The following is a 25,510-nucleotide window of genomic DNA, read 5'->3' on the forward strand; positions in this document are numbered from 1 at the left end:
TCCTCCTCAAAAAAAAATAAACAGCTTGACTATTGTATCAAAAAAGTCCTGGCCGGTCATTGAAGAAAGGCTGATTTATGAGTACCTGTAAAAACGCTTATCCTCAAGCGTAAATTTTTAGAGACTACCTTATGGAAACCTCTAAAAACTCACCTTTGAGTCCCCTCGGAGAGATCGTTCCGCCTACGCCCTGTTTCGCCCAATCGTATACTCGACCTGCCTGTTTCGTACGAACCGCCTCGGAGGGCACGTCCTGTGCCCCCTCGGCTTGGGGCGACGTCCTGTCGCCCCATTCGACTACACGACGGCAGGTCGAGTATACGGGCTCAAATGGGCTACGTCGGAACGATCTCTCCGAGGAACAGAGTTTTTAGAGACTACCTTATGTTGCCTATGTTTTCCCCGATATAATCCTTGATCCACAGGGCCACCGAAGGGTCCGACAGGGCCTCAGGCTCCCCCAGGACCTCCCAGATCGCCTCTATGTCCATAGTGAAAGACCGGTCGTCAACCACGTGACGGTATATCCACCTGATCCTAGGGGCCTCCACCAGCAGGGTCATTATCGACGACGGTATATCCCCTAGAGGGGGCCTGTCAATAGAGTCGTATCGAAAGGTAGCCAGCACCGAGGTGCCTTTGCCTAAGGTGGACTCCAGTTTGAACTCACCTTCGCAGAGCTCCGCCGACTGACGGAGGAAAGGTATGCCAAGGCCGACCTTTCTGGTGGTCCTGGTGGTATAGAAAGGGTCCACCACCTTACGGCAGGTCTCTTCGTCCATGCCCCTACCGTCGTCGACCACCGAGAACCGAAGCCATCCCTCCCTTTTAAGCTCCTCCACCGATATGGTGACAGAAGAGGCCCCTCCCCTCATGCTGTTCTCCCCTATGTCCAATATGTGATGGGAAAGGTCCTCAAGCATCGCTTCGCCTCCATTTTGCCTCTACGCTCCTTCCTTCCTGCCGAAGGAGTGCCTTTTTTACCTCGTCGAAAGAGACGTCCCCGAGGATCATCGTGGAACATCGATCGCCGTCTATCTCCGAAAGCCGGTGGGAGTCGGAGGACTTCAGGAACGTCCTGGATGGATAGCTATCCATTATCGCCTTGGCCTGTTCCTCCGTCGCCCTAGCGGATATCTCCACAGCGTTCACCGGCAGATCGTCGGGGATGAACCCCAGCACCGCCAGGTAGGAAAAAGCGGGCCTGTCCACGTGAGCCAGTATGGTCAATCCACCTAGCTGGTGGACCTTATGGAGCACCTGGTCCACCGTCCTGTCGGTTCCCTGGACCAGTAGCCTAGGGACCATGTCCAGGACACCGTTATTCTCGTCTATAACCACCTGATAGCCAAATAGGTCCTCCCTATTGGGGACGTCCGGGAGGGTCTCCCAGACCCAGTCCTGACAGGCCAGAGCCCTTTCGTAGTCGGGAAACAGCGTCACCACGTGGACGTCCTCCACGGTCTGCACCTCCATACCAGGTATGACCGTAAGACCGGAATCTCTGGCGGCGCCCTTCAGGGCGGGATAGTTCAGACAGCTGTTGTGGTCGGTCACAGCCAGGATCTCTATGCCCTCCTTAAGGGCCTTGGCCACCACCTCCAATGCCCCCATCTCCAGCTCTCCGCAGGGAGACAGGACGGTGTGAAGGTGGAGGTCTACCTTCACAGGCCGGAGGTTCACGAGCCCTCGGTTAGCCCTAGGCCGTAGATCTTCCCCGACAGAACGTAGGCCGACAGAGGAGAGTAGGCCAAGGTGACCCCCTCCTGGGAACACCTATCCACCAGATCGTCGTCCACCGGCCTGCCGGAGGCTACGACGATAAGGGGCATATCCCTGAGCACCGCCACCGCCGCCACGTTTACGTGGGACTGGATCGTTATCCACGCCCAACCAGGCTGGCCTTTGGCCATTATAAAGCTGAGCAGATCTCCTACGACCACCCCGGAGATCTCCTCCTCCAGGTCACCGGACGCCTTGACCTCAAGGGCCAGAGCCTCCACCAGTTCGGATATTTTCACAGAGAAATCCCCCTTCTATTCTATTTCAGGACGTGAGGCGAGCGGGACGACAGCTCCGCCATCTCCTGAGCCAGCTCGTAGATCCTCTCTCGGAGCTTGAAGATACAGTCGGAAGGATCGCCGTTGCCTCGGACCACGTCCTCCGCCAGAGCCCTACAGGAAGGCCGACCGCAGGAACCGCAGTCGAGGTGGGGCAGATCGGCGTAGATCTGGTTCATCTCCCTCAGTCGGATCATAGCCTGCTTGAGGTCTTTGTCCAGAGGAATCCTCTGCCTGGCCTTTATAGGTATCGGCAGCTTGAATATCCCTTGATCATACCGTCTTATAACCTCCGACTCGGTCTCCGGGTCCATCTCCCAACTGACCTCCGAGTGGTCCAGCCTGAGATGGGTCAGAAACCGAGATTCCAGGTTGCCAACCCCTCCGATACAGCCCAGGTCACAGGCCCGACACTCTATGTAGTCCACTCCCTCCAGCCTGCCGAGCTCCAGCTCTCTGAGCAAATCGACGGTGTTTCTCAGCCCCGCCACGGAGATGGTCTTTATGGGCCTCTCGCAGAAGGACGCCACGTGTTTGGCCTCCCCTCCTCTCAGGGACCACTGGAGATACCTGAGTTCCTTGCTACAGGGGGGGACAGGGCTATCTACGTCGACCCCTCCTGCCAGAAGGTCTCTGACCACCTTCTGGACCGACACCGCATAACGGATCGAGCTCTCCCCTCTCCCCTCAGGACAGCGAACCAAGGCGATCTTAGCGGGACAGGGAGCTATCAAAGTAACGTCGTCGGTCCTTCCGGTATCCTCCCTCCAGAGGGATACCGCCGTCTCCAGAGGTGACTCTATAGGGACGAATCGCCCCACCAGCTCGGGGTAGTTTATCTGTATGAGCCGGATCACAGCGGGACAGTAGGTGGATATAAGGGGGAGGCTCTCTGGCCCTCTTCTGTCCACCTCCTTCGCTATGGCGTAGGCGGTAACGTCGAAGGCCAGGCCCGTCCAAGGGGTTATATCCTCAAGACCGGCCTCCTCAAGCCTCTTTCTCAGCTCCTCGGGACAGCTGTATCCTCTGGTCTGGGCGTAGAAAGCCGGGTCAGCCACGACAACCGTCCTCTCCTGGCTGGCGAGTAGCCTCCAGTTATCCTCGTTGAGGACTATGGCCCGATCCTCGCACTTTCTGAGACACTCGCCGCAGTCGACGCACAGATCCTCTATGACCTTTACCTTTTTGTCGAAAACCCTCATGGCCTCTGTAGGACAGGCCCTTATACACCGGGAACAACCTCGACAGCTGGAAAGCTGCACCTTTATTCCGGTGGTCACGTCTTTACCCCCTCTCAAATCGCAAGGTGGCCCTTAAAGTGGTCCCTCTCCCCAGCTCGGTGTCTATGGTCAGATCATCGGCGTTTCTCTTTATGTTGGGAAGGCCCATGCCTGCGCCAAAACCGAGCTCCCTTATTCTGTCGGAGGCGGTTGAATACCCCTCCTGCATCGCTAAATCCACATCAGGTATCCCGGGCCCCTGATCGGCGGCCTCTATTATGAGGTAATCGGGGTAGATATAGGCACGAATAACCCCTCCTCCTGCGTGGATCATTACGTTCATCTCCGCCTCGTAGACCACCACCGATGCCCTCCTGGTGACGTTTGAGGGCAACCCTAGCATCTTGAGGCTGCTCTTCAGCTTCGTCGAGGCCTCCCCGACCTCCAGAAAACTGTCCCCTTTGACTATATATTCCTCGGTGTAGGCGTCGCTTAAGGAGCCTGACGCTTCTCTATCGAACATGGCAACAGTCCTTCCCTAAAGAGGATCCCACAGGCCTCGAACATACTCTTATGGCAGACCATAACGGGCATATCGAGGCTGATAGCCAGATCGACGGCCTCCTTCTGGGGATACTTGCCTCTCACGAACACCACCGCCGGTAAATCCATCATCTGGGCGGTTCTGACTATCTGGATATTGGTCAGGCCAGTCAGCAACAGAGACCCAGGCTGAGCGAAGGCTAGGACGTCGCTCATCAGGTCCGCGCCGTAAACATGGTCTATCTCTATAGACTCAAGCATCTCCTGGCCGTGAACCACCTCGGCGTCTATAAAACCGGCAAGCTGATCGAGCCTCATATCCCTACCACCGCTCCAGATGGAGTCTCTCCGCCGGTTCCCCTGAATGGGGCCTCTTCTCCTCGTCGGGGTAACCTATGGACGCAATTCCCATTATAGGCACGTGGTCGGGTACGTGGATCATCGACCTTATCTCCGCCCCCTCGTCGGGGAGATGACATACCCCCAACCACACCGCCCCCAGATCCATGGCCTGGGCGGCTATAAGCAGGTTCTCCATGGCAGCCCCACAGTCCTGCTCCCAGTAGGATCGGGAAAGAGGGTTTTTATCCTTATCGGCACAGATCACCACCGCCACAGGGGCCTGAGCCAGCATGGCACCGTAGGGATGGACCTTGGCGATACCGTCCAACACCACCCTATCCCTTATCACTATGAAATGAACAGGACGACCGTTACCTGCGCTGGGAGCGGCAGCGGCACACCGGACTAGGGCGTCTATTTTCTCCTTCTCCACCGGACGGTCTTTATACCGGCGGATGCTTCTGCGGGCCAAAATAACGTCGATTAACTTGTTTTCCATGATTAAGCCTCCTTCTAGGGAATACCCCCGGCAAGCCAGGGAGATAAAGCTCTAAGATCGTCGAGGGTAAGAGACAGAGGTTTTCCCCGCTCTCTAGATCTATTTCTAAGCAAATAGGAGGGGTGGAATATAGGCCTTACGGTCAACTCCCTCTCTGCGAAACGGCACCGATGAAACTCGCCTCTCAGGGAGGTTATCCCCACCTTGGTGTCGAGCAAAAGCCTGGACGGAACGTTCCCTACGGTAACGACGACTTCAGGCTTTAAAAGATCGATCAACCTCTCGAGCCAGGGCAAACAGGCGGCGACCTCCGCTGGCTTAGGGTCTCTATTGCCAGGAGGCCTACAGCGAACCACGTTGGAGATAAAAACCGACTCCCTTGGGACTCCGGCCTCCTCCATGAGCTGGGACAGAAAACGGCCCGACCTCCCTACGAAGGGACGGCCGGACAGGTCCTCCTCAGCACCGGGCCCCTCTCCGACGAACAGTACGGAGCTGTCCCTAGGGCCTTCGCCGAAGACCGGCATGGTCCTCTCCAGGTGTAGAGGACACCTGCGACATCTAGCTACCGCCGAATGAAGCTCCTCCCAGGTCATACTAAGCCCCAAGGGACAGGACGGTTATACCCGACAGAATAGCCAGGACACCGAGGAGCTTGGCGACCCCTAGGGACTCGCCGAACAACAGGACCGACACAGACAGGACCACCAGGTAGACTATACCCGACATAAGAGGATAGGCCACCGACAGATCCACCCGAGAAAGGGCAGCACTCATAAAGACGAAGGAGATCCCAAACAACATGACTCCCCCGATGGCCCAGGGATTTGTCACAATCTGCCAGACCGCCCCTAGAACACCGTGGTCCATAAGATCCCCCCTATGGCCGAATCCCGCCTTCATCATCGAGCTAGCGGCGGCGTTTGTGAGGGCCGATCCCACTATCATTCCAAGGCCAAGCGAATCCAAAAGCATCACCCTTTCCGATTGAAATTGCCAAGGGGACGAAGACCGTATATCATCTTCCCAGATCCATTATACCAAGGGGGATCTATATTTTTAGAATTATTTTTGGAGGAATGTCTTTCGTGTTCAAATCCCACAGAGTCAACCTATTGCTGCTGTTAATTCTCTCATCTTTTCTGTTCTTCTGGATGTTAGGAGGCCACGGCCTGCTGGAGCCCGACGAGGGCCGCTACAGCGAGATCCCCAGAGAGATGATGGAGACCGGCGACTACGTAACCCCAAGGCTAAACGGGGTCCTCTATTTCGAGAAGCCGGTGCTACACTACTGGCTGACCGCCTCGGCCTTCGCCGTCATGGGCAAAACCGAGCTGGCATCCCGTTTCTGGCCCGCTGCCCTGGCGGTGGTGGGGGTCCTATTCACCTACTGGCTGGGAGCCTACCTCTACGGCAAGAGATCCGGCCTTGCGGCAGGGGTTATACTGGCGTCGTCTCTGCTCTACTTCGCCATAGCCCAGATAAACCTCACAGACATGCCGGTGAGCTCCTTTATCACCGTGGCCATGGTGGCCTTCCTCATGGCCCGGCTCCAAAACAGACGGTGGCTGCTCCTGTTCTACTCCGCTATGGCATTGGCGGTGCTCACCAAAGGGCTTATCGGCCTGGTCCTCCCAGGAGCGGTCATACTCTGCTATATGATCGTCACCAGAAGATGGTCCATAGTCAAAGATACCCTCTACCTGCCGGGGATAATCCTTTTCTTCGCCATCACCGTTCCCTGGTTCTGGGCGGTCTGTCGGGCCAACCCCGATTTCTTTCACTTTTTTTTCATCCACGAACACTTCGTCCGTTACGCTACCAAGGTCCATAACCGATACGAGCCGGTCTGGTTCTTCGTCCCTATCCTGCTGGTGGGGACGATCCCCTGGACGGGCTTTATCCCTCAGGCTCTCATGGAAGCGATAAAGGGAAGAAAAGGGCAGGACGAATCGGACTGGGCGGGGATATATCTGGCCCTGTGGTTTGCCGTGATTTTCGCCTTCTTCTCCCTGTCCAGCTCTAAGCTCATACCCTACATAGTGCCGGTCCTGCCCCCTCTGGCCATACTGGTAGGTCGGAGGGCGGTTAGGATATGGGACGAAGGGGACCTGAAAAACACCCTTGTAGGGCTGTCGCTCTCCTCGGTCCTTACCGTACTGTTCGGAGTGGCCTTCGTGGTCTACCCCTACGTCCAGGACAGGCTCCCATCGGAGCTTCTGGTCCCTCAGCTGGTCCATAAAGGGATAATCCTACTGGTGGGAACCGGCCTGGCCTGGTGGGGATACCTTAAGGGCTCGCCTAAAAAAGTCCTGATCTGCCTGACCATAACCGGTATAATCTTCATCCTGTCCTTCAAGACGGGATTTTCCCTGTACGACAGGATAAACTCCGCCAGGCAACTCAGCGATATAATAAAGCCCCATCTGAGGGAGGACGACGTGGTTGCCCAGTACGGCGATTACAACCAGGGACTGCCTTTCTACCTGGAGAGACGTAACGTTCTGGTGAACTACCTGGGAGAGCTGGAGTTCGGGGCGAAGAGGGAGACCGACCCCTCGTGGTTCATAGGGGATCGGGAGTTTCTGGAGCTGTGGAACGGCCATAGACAGGTCTTCCTGGTGGTCCCAGCCAGGGTATGGTCCCACTTGGAGGATAAACTAGGAAAAACCTATATAATGGGCAAAAACTGGAGAGAGAACGACCTGGTCATCACCAATCGCCCTATAGAGGAGGATTAAGAATGAGAGATAGCTTTTTACCTTTCGCCCGCCCGGAGGTGGACGAAGAATCAATAGAGGACCTCTGTCAGTCCATAAGGTCCGGCTGGCTCACCACCGGGCCTAAAACCCAGGCCTTCGAGGAGGACTTTTCAAAAACAGTGGGAGCGACCTACTCTATATCGGTGAGTTCTGCCACCGCCGGACTTCACCTGGCCTTTCTGGGGTTGGGGATAGAGCCAGGGGACGAGGTCATAACTACCCCTATGACCTTCGTGGCCACGGTCAACGCCGCCATATGGGCTGGAGCGACCCCGGTGCTGGTGGACATAGACCCTAAGACCTTAAATATAGACGTGGAGCAGCTTGAGGGGGCTATCACCGACAGGACCAAGGCCATTGTGCCGGTCCACTTCGCCGGACTGCCCTGCGACATGGACCGAATAGAGGCTATGGCGGAAAAGCACGGCCTAGCCATAGTGGAGGACGCAGCCCACGCCCTGGGGGCCAGCTACAGAGGCAGGCCCATAGGTGCGGACAGAGGGCCGAGGCGGTGCTCGGTCTTCAGCTTCCACCCGACGAAAAACATAACCACCGGCGAGGGAGGCATGGTCTGCACCTCCGACGAAGACCTAGCGGAGAGGATCTCCGTCCTCCGGCAGCACGGCATGAGCAAAGGGGCCTGGAATAGGTACGCCGCCAAAGGCAACCCCCACTACGACGTGCTTTTCCCGGGCTTCAAGGCCAACATGATGGACATTCAGGCAGCCATAGGCAGAGGACAGCTTAAAAAACTGGACTCCTTCAACTCCAGGAGAAAGACCATAGTGGACCGATATCGCGAGGCATTTAAAGACCAGCCTGGACTTACCCTGCCAGGAACTCCGGCCTACGACCACGTCCACAGCTGGCATATCTTCACCCCTCTCGTGGACGTGGATAAACTCGACATAGACCGAGACGGCTTTATGGGAGCCATGAGGGAGCTCAACTTAGGCACCGCCCTCCACTATCAGGCACTTCACCTGTTCTCCTACTACCAGGAGACCTACCGATGGAGGAAGGGCGACTTCCCTAACGCCGAAATGGTATCGGACAGGATAGTGTCCCTGCCCCTCTTCCCCGCCATGACCGACTTTGACGTGGAGGACGTTATAAACGGGGTTCGTTCGGTTATGGAGAGCCATCTATGAGACCGGAGGTTTCCCTTGTAATACCGGTCTACAACGAGGAGGAGTCTCTGCCCGAGCTTTTCAGCCGAACGGTGAAGGTCCTTAAGGGACTGAACCGTCCCTACGAGCTCATACTGGTGGACGACGGCAGCAGGGATCGGTCTTTGGCCCTGTGCCTGGAGCTTCGGGAGAGGGAGGGCTCAATCAGGGTGGCCTCCATGAACGGCAACTTCGGCCAGCACATGGCCATAATGGCGGGGTTCTCTCTGGCCCGGGGAGAGATGGTCATAACCATGGACGCCGACCTTCAGAACCCTCCCGAGGAGATCCCAAAGCTGATAAGGGCCATGGAGAGAGGCCACGACGTGGTGGGAACCATCCGCACCTTCAGGCAAGATCCCCTGTTTCGTAAGGTAGCGTCGAAAATAGTCAACAAGGTCACCAACAGGATCACCGGCCTCAGACTCAACGACTACGGCTGTATGCTCAGGGGCTACAGGAGGCGGATCGTGGACCTGATAATCCAGTGCCAGGAGACGACGACCTTCATCCCGGCCCTAGCCCAGAAGTTCGCCCTAAGCCCCGTCGAGGTATCGGTTAAACACTCGGAGCGTAAAAAAGGCGAGTCGAAGTACGGACTTTTCAAGCTGATCAGGCTGAACTTCGACCTGATGACCGGCTTTTCCATGGTTCCTCTACAGGCGGTTACAATGACCGGCATCGCCGTAGCGGTCATGAGCCTGGGCTTTACCATAATGCTGATACTCAGGAGACTGTTTTTGGGACCCGAGGCGGAAGGGGTTTTCACCCTCTTCGCCATAAACTTCTTCCTCATGGGGATAACCATGATGTCCGTAGGGATAGGAGGGGAGTACGTCGGCAGGGTCTACCAGGAGGTAAGAAAGCGGCCTAGGTACGTAATACGGCACGTATATCAGGAGGAACAGGAGGATGACTAGGCCCTCGACGGTGGTCTTCGCCTACAGCGAGGTGGGATATCGCTGCCTTGAGACCCTTCTGGACCGAGGGGTCAACGTCACGGCGGTCATAACCTACACCGACAGCCCCTCGGAGGAGATATGGTTTAGGTCGGTGGCGGACCTGGCTCGCTCCAGAGGGATCGAACCATGGCTCAATCTGGACCTGTCGGACAAAGAGACCTTCAAGGCCATAAAGGCCCTGAAGCCTAAGGTGATGTTCTCTTTCTACTACAGGGACCTCATACCGGATAAGGTGCTCAAGCTGGCAAAACTGGGGGCCTTCAATATGCACGGATCCCTCCTTCCCAGGTACAGAGGAAGGGCCTGTATAAACTGGGCGGTGCTCAACGGAGAGACCGAGACAGGGGCCACCCTCCACCGGATGACCGAGAAGGCCGACAGGGGAAACATAGTCGATCAGGAGGTCGTGTCCATAGGCCAGAGCGACACCGCCAAAGACGTCTTTCTCAAGGTCGCCGACGCCGCCACTGAGATACTGAACAGGAGCCTGGACTCCATAGAGTCGGGGGAGGCAAAGGGAGTTCCTCAGGACGACAGCCTTGCGACGACCTTCGGGGGCAGAAAGCCCGAGGACGGCCTGATCCGTTGGGATCAGAGCAGCAAGCGGATATACGACCTCATAAGGGCGGTGACACGCCCCTACCCCGGTGCTTTCAGCTTTTTTGGGGATAAAAAGGTGTATTTCTGGTGGGGAACCCCTTTGGAGGGAGCGTCCCTGGGACAGCCTGGATCGGTTATATCCCTGGATCCTCTTGTGGTCTCAACCGGCAAAGGCAACCTCAAGGTTGATAAGGTCCAGGTTCACGGGGAAGAGGAGATAGACGGCATCTCCTTCGCCAAGTCGTATCTGAGGCTGGGAGCGACCTTTACAACCGAGCCTAAGCCCGCCTGTCCAGCGAGCAAGGGCATCTAAAACTCACTTTTCAGCCCCCTCGGAGAGACCGTTCCGCCTGCGCCCTGTCTCGCCCAGGCGTATACTCGACCTGCCTGTTTCGTACGAACCGCCTCGGAGGGCACGTCCTGTGCCCCCTCGGCTTGGGGCGACGTCCTGTCGCCCCATTCGCACTCAAAGGCGGCATGTCGAGTATACGGGCTCAAATGGGCTCCGTCGGAACGATCTCTCCGAGAATTAGCGTTTGTTAGAGACCGTCTATAGTAGAAATGGAGGATTGTAAATGAACATACTGATACTTGGAGCTAACGGATTTATCGGCTCCCACCTGATAGAGAGAATACTGGAAAAGACCGACTGGACCGTCACCGCCTTCGACCTTAGGGGAGACAACCTCCAGGGACTGGGGGATCGGGTCTCGGTGAAGTTGGGAGACCTGTACGACCAGGACGACTGGATTGAGGAACAGATAAGCCGGTGCGACGTGGTTCTCCCCTTGGCAGGGATAGCAAAACCGGCCTATTACATAACCAATCCCCTCATGACATTCGAGCTGGACTTCGAGCAGAACCTGAAGATCGTCAGGATGTGCGCAAAACACTCCAAACGGATCATTTTTCCCTCCACCTCGGAGGTATACGGCATGAGCTCCGGCGACACTCTCCTGGAGGACGAGAGCCTGCTCATACAGGGCCCCATCAAGAACACCCGATGGATATACAGCTGCAGCAAGCAGATGATGGACCGGGTCATAACCGCCTACGGCCAGGAGAGGGGCCTTCCCTACACCCTCTTCAGACCCTTCAACTGGATAGGGCCAAAACTGGACACCTTCAACGACGCCAGGGACAGAAAGGCCCGATCCATAACCCAGATGATATACGACGTATCGGTGGGTCGTCCTATAACCTTAGTGGACGGAGGAATCCAGAGACGGAGCTTTACCTACGTCACCGACGGAGTGGACTGCCTGATCTCCATCATAGAGGACCGTAAGAGCGCGGCAAACGGCGAGATATTCAACATAGGCAACCCGGACAGCAACCACTCCATAAAGGCCCTGGCCCTGGAGATAGTGGAGGCGATGAAGGAGTTTCCTGCGTTCTCAAAATCCGCCAACGAGGCCACACTGATAGAGCAGCCCTCCCAGACCTACTACGGCAAGGGCTACGAGGACGTGCAGGACAGAAAGCCCTCTATAGCCAAGGCCATGGAGCTCCTTGACTGGCGTCCCCAGATAGGCTTCAAAGAAGCGGTCAGGAAGACCGTCCAGTACTATGCAAGTCGCCCTTAAGGTAGACGTAGACACCTTAAGAGGCTACGTAGAGGGGGTCCCAAGGCTTTTGGACCTCTTCGACAGGATGGGGATAAAGGCTTCCTTCTTCTTCTCCTTCGGCCCGGATAACTCGGGCAAGGCCGTGAGGAGGATCTTCAGAAAGGGCTTTCTGTCCAAGATGCTCCGAACCGACGCTCCGGGAACCTACGGCCTTAAGACCATGATGTACGGGACCCTCCTTCCCGCTCCTATGATAGTGCCCTCCAGGCCCTCGGTGTTCAGGGAGACCCTGTCCCAGGGGCACGAGGTCGGCCTTCACGCCTGGGATCACGTGGACTGGCAGGACAGGCTGGACTCAATGGCCGAAGGGGAGATGGAGGGACAGTTCGACAGGGGCAGGGAAATGTACCGAAAGCTGACGGGGATCTATCCCCGTTCATGCGCCGCCCCGGCCTGGAAGACCACCGACGCCAGCCTGGCCATGGAGGACCGGAAAGGCCTGCTCTACGCCAGCGATACCAGGGGGTGGGGGCCATTCATACCGGTCGTCAAGGGCAAGCCCATGAGGACGATACAGATACCGACCACCCTCCCCACCATGGACGAGATACTGGGCAGAGACGGGGTGGACAGGTATAACGCCTCCGACCGTTACTGCCACATGATGACCGACGGGCTGAACGTCCACACGGTCCACGCCGAGATGGAGGGAATGTCCATGTTAGGCTCTATGGAAGAGCTCATAGCCAAAGTCCAGCTTAGAGGTGGAACCTTCGTTACCTTAAGAGAGATAGGAGAAAAACTAAAACCGGAGACCTTGCCCCACTGTCCGGTTATACAGGGCTACCTGCCCGGCAGGGCGGGGAAAGTGGCCATTCAGGGACCGAGGAGGAAGGATAGATGAAAGTCTGTATGGTAGGAACGGGCTACGTAGGCCTGGTCACAGGGGCCTGTCTAGCGGAGAGCGGAAACTACGTCCGGTGCGTCGACATAGATGTGGAAAAGTGCTCCGCCCTAAACAACGGGGAGATACCTATATACGAGCCAGGGCTGGACGTAATGGTCTCCAGAAACGCAAAGCAGGGGAGGCTTAAATTCACCACCGACATATCCTACGGCGTCGAAGGAGCGGACTTCGTCTTTATAGCCGTAGGGACACCTCCAGGCCCCGACGGAAGTGCGGACCTGTCCTTCGTAATGGAGGTGGCAAGACAGATCGGCAGGACCATTACGACACCTACTTTGGTGGTCACAAAGTCCACTGTACCGGTGGGAACCACCTTACAGGTACAGTCCATCATAAGATCCGAGCTGGAAGATAGGGGACTGGATCTGGACTTCGATATAGCCTTCTGCCCGGAGTTTCTTCGAGAGGGCTCGGCAATAGGGGACTTTATGCACCCAGACCGGGTGGTCATAGGTGTGGAGACCGACAGAGCCAGAGAATCGTTGGTTAGGCTATTTTCGCCTCTCACAGGGGACGAGAACTCCATATACTCTATGAACATCCCCTCGGCGGAACTGACAAAGTACGCCGCCAACGCCATGCTGGCGACCAGGATAAGCTTCATGAACGAGCTGGCCCGTTTCTGCGAGGTCTCGGAGGCCGACGTAGAGGACGTAAAAAGAGGGATAGGGTCCGATAGCCGCATAGGCCCTCGGTTCCTCAATCCCGGCATAGGCTACGGTGGGTCCTGCTTCCCTAAAGACGTAAAGGCCCTGATGGACTCGTCGGCAAAAAAAGGCGTGAAAATGTCCATCCTGGAGGCGGTAGAACAGGTCAACCTTTCACAGAAGACCCTTCCTGTGAGGTGGCTAAAGGAAATAGAGGGAGAAGACCTCTCCCATCTGACGGTGGCCATCTGGGGCCTTAGCTTTAAGCCCGACACCGACGACATGAGAGAGGCTCCGTCGGTGGAGATAGCCAGAGAGCTCACAGAGTCAGGAGCCTCGGTGAGGGCCTTCGATCCGGTAGCCATGGACAAAGCCAGAGAGATCCTGGGAGACTCTGTGACCTACGGAGACGACGGTTACGGCATACTGGAAGGAGCGGACTGCCTTATTTTAGCCACCGAGTGGGCCCTTTTCAGGGAACCCGACTTCCAGGCGATGAAGGACCTGATGGCGAAGCCTATCGTACTGGACGGCAGAAACGTCTACGACCCAGAGGAAATGGAGGAAAAAGGCTTTATCTACAGATCGGTAGGACGGCCAAGGAGGTGAGTGTATGAGGATAGGCATCGACCTGGGAGGACACAAAATCGCTGGAGGAAAGGTAGAGGATGGATCGATACTTCAAAGGATAAAGATCCCTACCCCCGACTCCCGCTACCCTAAAGACACCACCGACGCACTGGAGAGAGCGGTCAGAGAGCTGGGAACCGATGAAGTTCGCTCTGTAGGGATAGGCCTTCCCGGCATGCTATCGGTGGACAGGAGATCGGTCATAGGTCTGACCAACCTCCCTCTTTGGGAGAACTACCCTCTGGCGGAAATCCTGGAGGACCGGCTCTCCCTGCCGGTGTATCTGGAAAACGACGCCAACTGCGCCGCTCTAGGGGAGATGAGGTTCGGCCAGGGAACTGGGCTGTCCGACTTCGTCATGTTAACCTTAGGCACCGGTATAGGAGGGGCCATAGTCTCCGGCGGGAAGCTTCTCATGGGACACAGGGGGCTGGCAGGAGAGCTGGGACACCTGGCTCTCCTGCACAGAAAGCCCTGCAAGTGCGGAGGCATAGGACACGGAGAGACCCTCTTCTCCGCCGACCGTTTCGACGGGAGGTGCGCCGAGACAAAGGTCGCCTCCGTCCCGGAGCTCTGGGACCTGAGAAAGGACGTTAGACAGGCTCAATTCTGGGAGGAAGCGCTGGAGGGGCTATCCTGCGTCATAGTCTCCTCCATCCACTGCCTGGACCCTCAGGCGATCATACTTTCAGGAGGACTCTCAAACCTACCGGGATTGGTGGACGAGCTCGCTCCCTTTATAGACCTCAGGCTAGCCAAGTCCTTCCACCCAGCCCCACCGGTTCTGATCTCCACGTTAGGGGGAGACGGACCGGTTATAGGAGCTGCCTACCTGGGATCGCATTCCCTGAGATAATGGGACAGGACGAAACCAGGGGCCTTAGGAGACGCTAAGAGAGCGTAGCATCCCAGTGCGTGGATAAACTCAACCGGGTAGTCCATCTGGTTCCACACAGAAAAGCCCGATGATGCCAGAGAACCTATACCGACCCCTGCGTAACTGCCGGGGTTTTTCGTGTCTCCCTCAGCCTGACTGCAGGCTATGACGTGAGGCCTGGGCCTTCCGTCGAAGGCCTTAACCACCGAGTCGAGAGCCTTTGAAGGGGCGTTGCCCGCTCCGTAGCCCAGTATAGCCAATATCTTCTCCTGTCCTCTCAGACGTGGCACAAAACCGGGGGTACACACCATCCAGGAAACCTCTCCCGCCACCTCTCTCGCCTTATCGGGGTCGTAGGACAGGACCTTCTCCGAAAGAGGGGACAGAGAGGGGGCCATAGGCTTTCTCTCCACCTCCTGTCGACCTTTTCTGCCCCATTCGGGGTTGAAATACAGAGGCTGACCGTTGGCCGCCACGTAGGCATCGGGATGGAGAGCCTGGGCCTTGTGGGCCCTGTTTCCCGGAATGAGCTTCCAGTTGCAGTATATCCATACTCCCGAGATGTCCGAACAGGCGACCTGGGACGCCCCTCTCAGGTTGACAGTCACGTCCTCAGGCATATAGTCCAAAGTCAACTGGCTACCGGTGAGAATCACCGGTACGTCCAGCCTGGGGAAACAGAGGCTCAGCCATGCGGAGGTGTAGGCCATAGTGTCGGTGCCGTGGAGGATAAGTATGCCAGTGGCCCCACGTTCAAGCTCCTGGGAAATCACCGAGGCCATCTCCACCCAGTGGCCTGGATCCAGGTCCGAGCTGTCCAACCCCGGAACCCCCCAGGGCTCTCTGAATACCACGTCGACGTTTCTTCCCTTGAAAGCCCTCTCGATATGCTCCCTCAGGGCATCGGTGGCCTTGGCGTCCGGGAGCTTTCCTCCGTCCTCACCGAAGCCGCTGGCTATAGTACCTCCGGTGAATATAACGGCCAGTTTCCTCATAAGTTAATCCACTTCCTTTCTAAAAAGGGAAGGCCCAAGCGGACCTTCCCCTGTTATAGCTACTCCACCAACTCGTAGGATTTGGATCCCGCCCCGCAGACCGGGCATTTTTCCGGTGCGGCGTTCTCCTCTATGTGTCCGCACACGGTGCAGAGATAGTAGTCCACCGAGGTCTTGTCGGCTAGATGCTCCAGAGCCTTTTTGTAGAGGGCCGCATGGACCTTCTCCACCTCGTTGGCCATGTTGAAGCCGGTGAGGGCCCTCTTCTCGCCCTCCGCCTCGGCGTCGGCGATGAAGGCGGGATACATCTCGGTGTATTCGTAGATCTCCCCCTCTAGGGCGTCTTTGAGGTTAGCCTCTGTGTCCTTGATCTTTCCCATGTTGCGGTAGTGCATCTTAGCGTGAAGGGTTTCCGCAGCGGCGGCGGCCCTGAACAGCTTGGCCACCGACGTATAGCCCTCTTTGTCCGCTACCTCGGAGTAGAAAAGGTACTTCCTGTTTGCCTGTGACTCCCCTGCAAAGGCCTCGGCCAGACCGGCCATGGTTTTTTCGCTCACTTAGATCTCCCCCTTGAACGTGATATATACCTCTCGGGGCTATTATAGCACGACGAAAATAGGCTATACTCCAGCTAGAGAAAGTATCCAAAAGATGAGCCCAAAGGAGACATAAAAAAATGAGATCAGCGCTTCCGGGAATGGAGTACGTTCCCATGACGATAACCATAGCCCTCTGGTCGGGTACCTACATAGCGGGCAAGTTCGCCGTGGCCGACTTAACCCCCTCCAGCCTCCTGCTCCTGCGCTATATGGCAGCGTCGGCCATAATGATACCGGCGATGATGCTCTTTGAGCCCGGAAGGTGGAAGGTGGGGATGAAAGACTCGTTGCCTCTGTTCGCCATAGGCCTGACTGGGATGTTCGGAAACAACATATTTTTCTTTCTGGCTCTCAAATACACCTCGGTGATGAACGCCTCCATCATCTTCGCCATAACCCCTTTTCTGACTGCCTTGCTGGCGGCTATCTTCGCCGGAGAACCACTTGAGATAAAGAGGCTCGGGGCTATAGCCCTGGCCCTGTCGGGAGTGGTGCTCCTTCTCACAGGAGGGGATATAACGGTCCTTCGGACGATGGAGTTCAACAGAGGAGACCTCTACGAGGTTTTAGCCGCCCTCTGTGCTGCGACCTACACTGTGATAGCCAGGAAGGTGGCCTTCCGCTACACACCTCTGGTGGTGACAGGCTATGGGATGATATTCGCCGCTGTGCTGTCGCTGCCTCTGGCGGCCATGGAGATGTCCTTTGCCACCTTTTCCGCGATCACCCCTAGAGGATGGGGGTCTCTGGCTTACCTGGCGATTCTGGCCTCCTGCGTGGCCTACCTGCTTCAGCAGGTCTCGGTGAAAAAGATAGGGGCCAACAGGACCGCCGCCTTCATAAACCTCTCCCCCGCCATGACCATCGCCCTGGCCGCTTTATTTCTCGGAGAGAGGATATCGACGATCCAGGCCCTCAGCGCAGGGATAATAGTTGCAGGGGTAGCACTGAACGCGGCGATCAAAAGCTCCTCCTCTGGTGGTCGAACCGCTTAAATATAAAGAGCATAAGGGAGAAAAAACACAGCCCTATAATCGAGTATAAAGGGCTTTTTTTATGGCCCATTACGGGAGGGGAGTCGAAAGGTATGCCTTCCTTAAGGGCCAGGTCTTTGAGGTTTAGAAGGTGGACGACAGGATACCCCTCCCTCAGGGCCAACCCGATCACCCCATCTCCTCCGTCAAAACTACCGGGATAGAGAGGTCCTGGAGGCAGTGACAGGGCAACCGGATCGTCTCCCATGCTGGAGCTCGAACCGCCTATAGAGATAACCGCCTTAGGTTTTATTCGGCCTATGAGGTCCATCTTCCACCGAACGACCTCCTCCAGGGAGTCGAGCTCAAGAAGGGGGACTTTGGCCGCCAAGGCGAAGGACTCCATTATGGCCGTCCCCTCAGGGGATAGGCCGCCGCCGACCTCGCCACCGCCCCCTTTAGTGTAGACCATAGCCTTGGTGTGCAAAAAGCCCTTAGACCTAAGTTGGCTGGCCATAGCGGGCCAGGGGGATAGTGGATCGTTGGCCCCCCAGGTGGAGGAGCCTAAAGAGACCACTAGTGAGATATCTAACCCCAGGTCCTCCGCCGCCATAAGGACGTTCAGCATCATCCCTGGAAAGGAGGAGGACGAAAATATCACCACCGGATCGCCGGGCTCCAGCTCTAGCCGATCGAACCAGTCCAGCGCCGCCAGGGCCCAGGCGGGATCACAGGCGGTCCTTTTGGAGGGCAGACTGCCCAGTGTGGTGGAAAGAGGGCTCCATTCGAGGCCGATAAGTCCGTAGCCCCAGGGATCGTCGGAAGGGGAAAAAGAGGAGCCTATAGACCTTCGCCAACTGAGAATTTGGGACTGAGCCTCTCTCACCTTGATCCACAGCCTCTCCCTCTCGGGGGGGAGAGGAGAGGATCCACCGACCCACCAGAGAAAGGCCAGACCTATAGCCATAGCTGACAGGATACGGTTTCTGTAGATTCTGGCCTTCCTCAAGGAACTACGATAGCCCTGTAGGTCGAAACTCACTGAAGCCACCCTCTCGCCGACGTAATCAGGCTGAAGGCCATGGCGGAGGCGATGGCCGCCGAAAAAGACGACGCCAAGGTGACCACCGGCCCTTGCCTCTGAAAGTCGGCGGCCATCAATCCAGGGATCGCCCATCCTAACCACAGATACCAGCTATCGACGGAGGAACCGAGGGCTATCCTGAGGACCAGGGCCAAAAACATGGCAAAGGCTATTCTCTGCCTGCCGTAGAGAGGAATCGTACGGGAGATCAGCTCAAGACAGGCCCATACCCCGAAAGCTCCCGCTACCGCCCCTGCCACTCGCACAGGGGCCCCTAGAGAGTAGGCCAGGACCCCCGGGGTTATCACTCCCCCTGGAGAGATTCCGGTCCTGTGATAAAAGACCATACCAACCGCTACACCTATGGCCAAAAGCCACAGAAATCCGTCGCTCAACCGATCATCTCCTAAAGAAGGATATTTCTAAGAACTCACGTTTACACTCCCTCGGATAGGTCATTCCGCCTGCGCCCTGTCTCGCCCAGGCGTATACTCGGCCTGCCTGTTTCGTACAAACCGCCTCGGAGGGCACGTCCTGTGCCCCCTCGGCTTAGGGCGACGTCCTGTCGCCCCATTCGTACTACACTACGGCAGGCCAAGTATACGGGCTCAAAGGGGCTCCGTCGGAACGACCTATCCGAGGATCAGCGTTTCTAGAGATTCCCTAAAAAGTTTAAGCTCCAGAGGAGCTCCGTAGACCACGTTTCCGCAGCCGAATACCAGCCCTTTTGAGTCGACCAGGGCCTTGAGATCTTCGGCACCTAAACACCTAACGTATCGGGATCTGCCGATGAAAAATGGCCTGTCGCCTATGACTATTCGCTCTTTCCAGCCCTCCCGATCCAGCCAGGGCCTGAAAACCCTGAACCTCTCTGGCCTGTCTCGCCTGTGATTGAAGAGGACGGTAGCGTCCTCCCTCCTCCAGCCAAGGGATCGAAAGAGGTCTTCGGTGGTAGTCAGGTCGTTGGCGGAGAAGGCGAAGGCCAGCTCCCCTCGATCGGTTTTTAACAGGGAGAAATCCGCCAGATCTGCCTCAAGGGATCTTATCGCCCTAAGACACACCTCTCTATCAAGGCCGAGGACCTCGCAGGCCTTCAGAGCGATCGACTCGTTGGAGGCTCGGTAGGAGGTATCTCCGACGGTCGCCGGAGCGACCACCACATCCCACTTTGCCTCATCGATAAGGGCCATAGCCAGAGGGCAGGAGGAAACCTCCTGCCCCAGGACCACCGTGCTCCCTTTAGGGATGCCTTTCAAAAGGGCCTTTGCGGCGTTATCCTCGCCGTCGCCCCACATATCCTGATGGTCCGGCCTGACGTTGGTCAGTACGGTGACAGAGGGTTTTAGCCAGGATCCAGCCAGATGCTGGAGTTCCGGCGAGACCGCGCTGTTTTCCATTACCACTCCCTGAACGTCCGGAGGAAGGGAGGCTATCCACCACCTCATCTCCTCCACGTGAGCACCGGAATAACGTAATATAGGCACCTCCTCCGAAGGGGTTAAAGTCCTGGGGATAACCCCGGTTATCCTACCGTAAGCCCTCAAGCCACAGGCCACCATAGCACGGTGGATCATCCTGACCACCGTGCTCTTTCCTCTGCTTCCTGTCACTAAGACGGCGATCACTACACATCATTCCTTAATTTTTGCGTATATCCCCTCGAAAACCCTGTGGTTTAACCTGAATATCTCCAGGATATCGGGATCGAAGTGTTCCGGCTGGACTCGTCCATCCCCTTGGAGGATGATCTCGCAGGCCTTTTCGTGGGAAAAGGCAGGCTTGTACCCTCTGGCGTCCCTCAGAGCATCGTAGATGTCGGCGATAGCCACTATCCTGCCGCTGATAGGGATGTCCTCCCCTTTGAGACCTTTAGGGTAACCTGATCCATCCCATTTTTCGTGGTGGGTCATAGCCAGCTGTCGGGCCATCTCGAGCCACTCCGAATCCCCGAGGATATCCGCACCGTATACGGTGTGGTTGCGGATAATGGCGAACTCCTCGGCGGTCAGGGCACCGGGTTTTGCCAGTATTCTGTGGGATATCCTGAGTTTACCTATATCGTGGAGCTGGCTGTATATCCTTATGTCCTCCACGTACTCCTCGGACATTCCCAAGGTGCTGGCGATAAAGGCGGAGTATTCACCGACCCTGAGCAGATGGCTCCCTGTCTCCTCGTGATAGGACTCGGTAAGTCCCTGCATTCTGGTCGCCAGGTAGTGAAAGGACTTTCTGACCTCTCTGACCATGCTGTGGGCCTGAAACAATCCCCCGAGGGGGAGGACGAAACGACGGAGGACCTCGACTATAGAGCCGCCGTTTCTGGAGGACTCCTCCTGGACCAGGAGAACCAGTCCTACCAGCCTGCCCATAAACCTGACGGGAACGGTAAACCTGACCATATCCCCTGCGGGCTGGACGATCTCCTCCTCTTTGTCCACAAAGGGGATCACCATATCCATGAGGGATTTCCGGTCCAGTGGAAAAGGTGGCTCGCCGGAACTGCCCCACAGAAAGGGGATATCCTCCTCAAGAGCGACCACCCCGACGAAGGAGCAGGAAAAGGTCCTCTCCAGGTTTGAAACGATGGCTCCAACTGTGCCGTCAAGGGAGGAAGAGGCCCCTATGTCCCTGGAGAGGTTCATCAGGCTGTCCAGCCTATCGCTGGCGAGGTTCAGCTCGTCGTTGCTCTCTCTGACCTGGGTCTCCATAGCGATGGCTTCCTCGTAGAGGGCGGTCAGGTTTTCACCCTGATCGGAAATAACCTGAAGCAGTTTCTCGAAAGCCCCGAGGAGCTTTCCGTGCTCCTCAAAAGGGGCCCTATCCTCTCTAAAGGTCTCTATGGCGGAAAATATCCTGGGGATAGACTCCACCGGATTGTCCTCCGAGGAGATATCCTCCGCCAGGAAGGATATCCTCTTAACCGATAGGTCCAAACTGGAGGTTATCCTGTTTAGGACGATCCAGAACAAAGCGACAAAAGGTGCGACCAGGCAGAGAAACAGAGACGACCACAGGAGGGCCTTTTGAGCGGACTGGTACCTTATGAGGTCCCTAGGATACAACAAGGCGAGGGAGAGCCCTTCCCCTAGATGGACGGAGTGAATCCCTATACGCTCTCCACCCCATATCCCTTCCGACCTTCTGTGACCTAAAAAATTCACAGGCAGACACCCTCCTACGGAGGCTAGATCACTTCCCCAGGAGGCCATTACCGTACCGTCTCTGTCGACTAACACCAGGTTCTCTCCCTCCATAAACTTAGAGAAAGGGGAGTAGAGAAACACTCTGCTGTCGAAACCGGCTATCAGCCAATTTCCGTCCCTCAAAACTGACTTTATAAGCCTAGGGGAGGCGGGCTGAGCTAAGAACGACGACACCTCCCATTTGCCCGAGAGCAGCCCCTCAGGGAACGTCATGCCAGGCCTGATGTTGCCCTTAAAGACCTCCAGAACCTCCCCATCGGAGGAACAGAGGACGAGCTCTCTGACCTTGATGTTATCCATGGCCGGATTTCTCATGTACTCCAGAGAGGCGAAGTTTAAAAAAGCGTCGGTGAAGGCCATTCGGTCCTCCATCTCCTGAGCCAGTTCACCTAAAGTACGGTCGGTCCTGCTATCGTGAAGGTTTTGAGCTCTCAGGAGGGACAGTCCGAAAATGGTCAGAGAGAGTATAAACAAAGCGATAAGCACCATTAACACCGATCTTTTACGGACCTCTTTCAGGCTAGTTCTTCTCAAAGCTCCACCTCCCTAAACCCACCGTCCTCAAAAATATAGCCCTTGCTTTCGGGAAGAGAATCCCCAAAACGGTCGGTCCTGATCGTCCAGCCTAAAGAGGGAATCTCCCGAGGAACGGACATAGCGTTCCGGAGGGCACGACCGGACAGGGAGGGATTGACGCTGAACACCTGAGACAGAAACTCCATGGCTCCGTAGCTGTAGCGAACGGAAACGGAAAAATCCTGAGAGGTTATGGACCTCCAGTAATCGGCGAAATCGCCCTGAACCTCTCCTAGAGGATCGTAGGACTCGGTGTAATAGAAGCTTATATCTTTTACGGATGTAAGGTATCGATGGTTTTCGAAGAGACTCCACCGGGACATAAAAATCTTAGCATCAGGCCATAGGGACCGGACGAACTGGACCGTCCAGAAAGAGACCGACGGGTCGGCGTATATCAGCACACCGTCGGGAGGATCTATAGGGTACTCCTGTAGAAAATCGCAGTCCTCGGGAAACTTGAAAAGGCCGGTAAAACGGACGTCGGTCTTCGACAGGACCTCCTTAATAGACCCAACCGAGTAAGGGTAGTTCCTGCCGGACCAGATACCCGCTAAAGACCGAACACCGAGGGAGTTTAGGATGGAGGAGATTATGAGCGTCTCCTGAGAGAACTCCTCTTTGACCCTGAAAAACCAGTCATCTATGCCGGAAAGGTGGGGCGAGGAGGCCACAGTGGATAACACAGGAATACGCAACCTTTCCGCCACCTCTCTGGCTTTAAGTGCCTGCCCGGAAAAAGGGAACCCCATGACCACCTTGGCTCCACGGGCCTTAAGCCTCTCTATGGCCGACGTAGGATCGTCGTCATACCCCTCCGTAAGCAGACGATACCTGAAGCCTCTTCCTGATTCTCGATGCCAATCCACGTACGCTTTAAGGACGGAGACCATTCGCCCCTCGGGAATGACCGATTCAGGTGCGGTGCTGTAGGCGACCCCAACTGTGACCATAGGATTCACAAAGGAGGAACCACTGAAGGCCATCCATGCCATCACCGCAGTCACCACGGCCAGAAAGAACCTCATCCCTGCTCAACCTCCGCGGGAAACTCTATCCTAAAGCTCAGGCCATCGCCGTCGTCAACGGTCATGCTGGCACCAAGCTGTCTTATCAGACCGTTGACGATGGTCATACCCAGCCCAGCCCCTTCCCCGATTTTAGTTAGAGTTCCCACCCCGTCATCGGAGACCTCCATGAGAACCGTGCCTTCGACGGTACGCACTGATATAGAGATATTCCCGCTATCCCTTCCGATAAAACCGTGTTTTAGCGAGTTCGTCACAAGCTCGTTGACTATAAGGCCACAGGGCACCGCCTTATCCACCGACAAACCGGTATCGTCAACGTCCAGAGATATTCTGATATTCCTCCCAGTTCCGTAGGTGGACGCCAGAGCGCCAGAAAGCTCCCCTAGATAGTCGGCTATCTTCAGGCTTGAAAAATGGGTATTTCTGTAAAGCAGCTCGTGGACATAGGCCATAGCCATTATCCTCGACCGGCTATCCTGAAGAACATCCACCAGGGAGGGATCGGAGGCCCTGGAAGCCTGTAGGCTTATCAGGCTGGCCATCACCTGGAGGTTGTTTTTTACCCTGTGATGGACCTCCTGAATCAGCATATCCTTGTCCTTCAACGACTCCTCCAGCCTCTCGTTGGCCACTATTAACCCTGTGACGTCCTCTACCATACCAAGTAAAACCGACGGAGAACCGTCCTCTCCGAAGATAGGGACCCTGATAACCTTTAGGTGACACTGACCTCTAGCTGTCCTGCCGGTGAAAGATCGATCGTATTCAAACATGAGAGGATATCCCTTTTTAAAGGTTAAATTACCGTCCTCGAGCAATTTTTCAGAGACAAGTTTATCGAAAACATCCGATTCGGTGGCCCCAAGGGCCTGATCGCAGTCCACGCCGGTTATATCGGCCATCCTGGAATTCCATATGACGTATATTCCACCGGCGGACATATCCTTGGCGAAAATCCCTACAGGCATATTCTCCACCAAAGAACCTAGAAACTCTCCCTGAGAGGCCAGTCTCTCCTGGGCCTCTCTCTGCTCCGTTACGTCCCTCACTATGCACACACAGGTATCGGGACCGGCTAGATAGACAACCGTCTCAAGCATAAGCCCCATCTCGCCGCAGTGTCCCTCTACTGTGACAGCCCCGCCGGAGGCCACTACCTTGCCTATTGCCCCTGTCCAAAGCTGAGAGGTGATAGGGAGTAGATCGCTTAAAGGGGACCCTATCAACCTTTTAGGGGATGACATCATCGAGGAAAAGGCGGCGTTACAGTCTAAGATTTTAAATCTATCGTATGGATCAAGCTCGATAACCACGAGACCGTCTTTCATCATGGAGAAAAGCCGACTGTACCTTTCCTCTACCGACCTCTGGAGAGAGATATCCCGGACTATTCCCAGAGCCGAGACTACCAAGCCACCTTCCCTCTCCGGCACCACCCTTATCTCCGCCACCCCTTTAAACTGGTCGTTTATTCTGACAGGCGATTCAAAATAGACCTTCTCCCCCGATCGTAAGATGGTTTTCATCGACTCCAGGTCGACACTGGGAAAGAGATCGGAAAAACCCGACTCCTCCATAGTCTTGCCTATGAGATCGCTGGGCTCCCTGCCCATGAAAGACCGCAGGGCACCGGACACGTAACGAAATCGCTCGTCGCTGCCGACACGGAAGACCACGTCAGGAAGGCCCTCCGCCAGAGATCTAAACTCCTTCTCGCTGGTCTCAAGCCTCTCCATGGCGTAGCGAAGATCCTCGGTTCGTTTTAGAACCTCCTGCTCCAGCATATCGTTTTTCGTCTCCAGAGATTCCCTGGCCACCTTCAACCGAAGATGAGACTCGACCCGAAGCTTAAGCTCTAAAGCATCGTAGGGCTTACAGACGTAGTCCACCGCCCCAAGGGAAAGTCCTTTCTGTCTACTGCGAAGGTCCGATTGGTCCGACACGAACATAACAGGAACATGGCCCATGCCGTCGGAGGACTTTACTATCCTGCACAAGTCAAAACCGGAAACCTCGGACATTTTTACGTTGATGATAAAAAGGTCAGGAAGGACTTTTTCCGCCACCTTCAGGGAAGAGCGTCCATCTAGGGCTACGGCGACCTCGCACATAGGGGACAGCAGGTCCACCAATCTATCGAGGTCGTCCACCGAATCGTCGACTATCATCACCAGACATTTGGATATATCCTTCACCCGCACT

The 25,510-nt window shown here is 56.1% G+C and carries 26 protein-coding genes; 9 read left to right on the forward strand and 17 right to left on the reverse strand.

Annotated elements, in window-relative coordinates; genetic code table 11:
• Positions 1 to 377 precede the first annotated feature (377 nt).
• Genes B9Y55_RS09540 through B9Y55_RS09580 form a run of 9 tightly spaced genes read right to left on the reverse strand, consistent with a single transcriptional unit; the run spans position 378 to position 5,633 of the window.
• Entirely contained in the window at positions 378 to 923 is a 546-nt protein-coding gene (locus B9Y55_RS09540) for an ATP-binding protein (RefSeq protein ID WP_085545130.1), read from the reverse strand.
• Positions 916 to 1,683: a PHP domain-containing protein gene (locus B9Y55_RS09545; RefSeq protein ID WP_085545131.1), complete on the reverse strand. Its 768-nt coding sequence runs from the start codon at positions 1,681 to 1,683 to the stop codon at positions 916 to 918. Before B9Y55_RS09545 ends, B9Y55_RS09540 begins: the two co-directional genes overlap by 8 nt.
• Entirely contained in the window at positions 1,680 to 2,021 is a 342-nt protein-coding gene (locus B9Y55_RS09550) for a serine kinase (RefSeq protein WP_085545132.1), read from the reverse strand. Before B9Y55_RS09550 ends, B9Y55_RS09545 begins: the two co-directional genes overlap by 4 nt.
• A 20-nt stretch (positions 2,022 to 2,041) precedes the next feature.
• The gene (locus B9Y55_RS09555) at positions 2,042 to 3,340 is read right to left on the reverse strand and encodes a [Fe-Fe] hydrogenase large subunit C-terminal domain-containing protein (protein ID WP_085545133.1); all 1,299 of its coding nucleotides are present in this window, start codon (positions 3,338 to 3,340) and stop codon (positions 2,042 to 2,044) included.
• 4 nt (positions 3,341 to 3,344) lie between these two features.
• The gene (locus tag B9Y55_RS09560; RefSeq protein ID WP_085545134.1) at positions 3,345 to 3,803 is read right to left on the reverse strand and encodes an ATP-binding protein; all 459 of its coding nucleotides are present in this window, start codon (positions 3,801 to 3,803) and stop codon (positions 3,345 to 3,347) included.
• Positions 3,773 to 4,141 carry a DRTGG domain-containing protein gene (locus tag B9Y55_RS09565; RefSeq protein ID WP_085545135.1) on the reverse strand — a complete coding sequence of 123 codons (369 nt, stop codon included), beginning with the start codon at positions 4,139 to 4,141 and terminating at the stop codon, positions 3,773 to 3,775. The genes B9Y55_RS09560 and B9Y55_RS09565 overlap by 31 nt, the downstream gene beginning before the upstream one ends.
• A gap of 4 nt (positions 4,142 to 4,145) precedes the next feature.
• Positions 4,146 to 4,664: a nitroreductase family protein gene (locus tag B9Y55_RS09570; protein ID WP_085545136.1), complete on the reverse strand. Its 519-nt coding sequence runs from the start codon at positions 4,662 to 4,664 to the stop codon at positions 4,146 to 4,148.
• A 14-nt stretch (positions 4,665 to 4,678) separates the two neighbouring features.
• Positions 4,679 to 5,260: a uracil-DNA glycosylase gene (locus tag B9Y55_RS09575; RefSeq protein ID WP_085545137.1), complete on the reverse strand. Its 582-nt coding sequence runs from the start codon at positions 5,258 to 5,260 to the stop codon at positions 4,679 to 4,681.
• Position 5,261: 1 nt separating this feature from the next.
• On the reverse strand, positions 5,262 to 5,633 hold the full coding sequence (locus B9Y55_RS09580; RefSeq protein WP_159448306.1) for a DMT family transporter: 372 nt from the start codon (positions 5,631 to 5,633) through the stop codon (positions 5,262 to 5,264).
• 119 nt (positions 5,634 to 5,752) lie between these two features.
• Between B9Y55_RS09580 and B9Y55_RS09585 the strand changes: the two genes are divergently transcribed.
• The 8 genes from B9Y55_RS09585 (at position 5,753) to B9Y55_RS09620 (ending at position 14,825) form a co-directional block, all read left to right on the forward strand.
• Positions 5,753 to 7,405, forward strand: coding sequence for a glycosyltransferase family 39 protein (locus tag B9Y55_RS09585; RefSeq protein ID WP_159448307.1), 1,653 nt, complete (start codon positions 5,753 to 5,755; stop codon positions 7,403 to 7,405).
• Between the two features lie 2 nt (positions 7,406 to 7,407).
• Positions 7,408 to 8,577, forward strand: coding sequence for a DegT/DnrJ/EryC1/StrS family aminotransferase (locus tag B9Y55_RS09590; protein ID WP_085545140.1), 1,170 nt, complete (start codon positions 7,408 to 7,410; stop codon positions 8,575 to 8,577).
• Positions 8,574 to 9,515 carry a glycosyltransferase gene (locus B9Y55_RS09595; RefSeq protein ID WP_085545141.1) on the forward strand — a complete coding sequence of 314 codons (942 nt, stop codon included), beginning with the start codon at positions 8,574 to 8,576 and terminating at the stop codon, positions 9,513 to 9,515. Before B9Y55_RS09590 ends, B9Y55_RS09595 begins: the two co-directional genes overlap by 4 nt.
• Entirely contained in the window at positions 9,508 to 10,470 is a 963-nt protein-coding gene (locus B9Y55_RS09600; protein WP_085545142.1) for a formyltransferase, read from the forward strand. Before B9Y55_RS09595 ends, B9Y55_RS09600 begins: the two co-directional genes overlap by 8 nt.
• Before the next feature lie 262 nt (positions 10,471 to 10,732).
• On the forward strand, positions 10,733 to 11,743 hold the full coding sequence (locus B9Y55_RS09605) for a bifunctional UDP-4-keto-pentose/UDP-xylose synthase (RefSeq protein ID WP_085545143.1): 1,011 nt from the start codon (positions 10,733 to 10,735) through the stop codon (positions 11,741 to 11,743).
• Positions 11,727 to 12,629, forward strand: coding sequence for a polysaccharide deacetylase family protein (locus B9Y55_RS09610; RefSeq protein ID WP_085545144.1), 903 nt, complete (start codon positions 11,727 to 11,729; stop codon positions 12,627 to 12,629). Before B9Y55_RS09605 ends, B9Y55_RS09610 begins: the two co-directional genes overlap by 17 nt.
• A complete protein-coding gene (locus tag B9Y55_RS09615) occupies positions 12,626 to 13,948 on the forward strand; it encodes a UDP-glucose dehydrogenase family protein (protein ID WP_085545145.1) in 1,323 nt (440 codons plus the stop codon). Before B9Y55_RS09610 ends, B9Y55_RS09615 begins: the two co-directional genes overlap by 4 nt.
• A gap of 4 nt (positions 13,949 to 13,952) precedes the next feature.
• Positions 13,953 to 14,825, forward strand: a complete 873-nt coding sequence (locus B9Y55_RS09620) for an ROK family protein (protein WP_085545146.1) — start codon at positions 13,953 to 13,955, stop codon at positions 14,823 to 14,825.
• On the opposite strand, the gene B9Y55_RS09625 is transcribed toward B9Y55_RS09620, so the two are convergent.
• Positions 14,798 to 15,841, reverse strand: coding sequence for an asparaginase (locus B9Y55_RS09625; protein WP_085545147.1), 1,044 nt, complete (start codon positions 15,839 to 15,841; stop codon positions 14,798 to 14,800). The genes B9Y55_RS09620 and B9Y55_RS09625 overlap by 28 nt on opposite strands.
• Before the next feature lie 59 nt (positions 15,842 to 15,900).
• The gene (locus tag B9Y55_RS09630) at positions 15,901 to 16,398 is read right to left on the reverse strand and encodes a rubrerythrin family protein (protein ID WP_085545148.1); all 498 of its coding nucleotides are present in this window, start codon (positions 16,396 to 16,398) and stop codon (positions 15,901 to 15,903) included.
• A 119-nt stretch (positions 16,399 to 16,517) separates the two neighbouring features.
• Between B9Y55_RS09630 and B9Y55_RS09635 the strand changes: the two genes are divergently transcribed.
• Positions 16,518 to 17,435 (forward strand): DMT family transporter, encoded by a 918-nt coding sequence (locus B9Y55_RS09635; protein WP_085545149.1) that lies wholly within the window; start codon positions 16,518 to 16,520, stop codon positions 17,433 to 17,435.
• Here the strand turns inward: B9Y55_RS09635 and pgsW are convergent.
• From pgsW to B9Y55_RS09665, 6 genes are all read right to left on the reverse strand, one after another.
• Entirely contained in the window at positions 17,401 to 18,456 is a 1,056-nt protein-coding gene (gene pgsW / locus B9Y55_RS09640; RefSeq protein ID WP_159448308.1) for a poly-gamma-glutamate system protein, read from the reverse strand. The two genes, B9Y55_RS09635 and pgsW, sit on opposite strands and share 35 nt — an antisense overlap.
• Positions 18,453 to 18,893: a poly-gamma-glutamate biosynthesis protein PgsC/CapC gene (locus tag B9Y55_RS09645; protein WP_085545151.1), complete on the reverse strand. Its 441-nt coding sequence runs from the start codon at positions 18,891 to 18,893 to the stop codon at positions 18,453 to 18,455. Before B9Y55_RS09645 ends, pgsW begins: the two co-directional genes overlap by 4 nt.
• A 237-nt stretch (positions 18,894 to 19,130) precedes the next feature.
• Positions 19,131 to 20,123: a Mur ligase family protein gene (locus tag B9Y55_RS09650; RefSeq protein ID WP_234986205.1), complete on the reverse strand. Its 993-nt coding sequence runs from the start codon at positions 20,121 to 20,123 to the stop codon at positions 19,131 to 19,133.
• Between the two features lie 6 nt (positions 20,124 to 20,129).
• Positions 20,130 to 22,235 (reverse strand): HD-GYP domain-containing protein, encoded by a 2,106-nt coding sequence (locus tag B9Y55_RS09655; RefSeq protein ID WP_085545152.1) that lies wholly within the window; start codon positions 22,233 to 22,235, stop codon positions 20,130 to 20,132.
• Entirely contained in the window at positions 22,232 to 23,305 is a 1,074-nt protein-coding gene (locus B9Y55_RS09660) for a type 1 periplasmic-binding domain-containing protein (protein ID WP_085545153.1), read from the reverse strand. Before B9Y55_RS09660 ends, B9Y55_RS09655 begins: the two co-directional genes overlap by 4 nt.
• Positions 23,302 to 25,503, reverse strand: coding sequence for a histidine kinase dimerization/phosphoacceptor domain -containing protein (locus B9Y55_RS09665; protein WP_159448309.1), 2,202 nt, complete (start codon positions 25,501 to 25,503; stop codon positions 23,302 to 23,304). The genes B9Y55_RS09660 and B9Y55_RS09665 overlap by 4 nt, the downstream gene beginning before the upstream one ends.
• Between the last annotated feature and the right edge of the window lie 7 nt (positions 25,504 to 25,510).

Origin of the sequence: Dethiosulfovibrio salsuginis, from assembly GCF_900177735.1 — a bacterium.
GTDB classification, from domain to species: Bacteria; Synergistota; Synergistia; order Synergistales; family Dethiosulfovibrionaceae; genus Dethiosulfovibrio; species Dethiosulfovibrio salsuginis.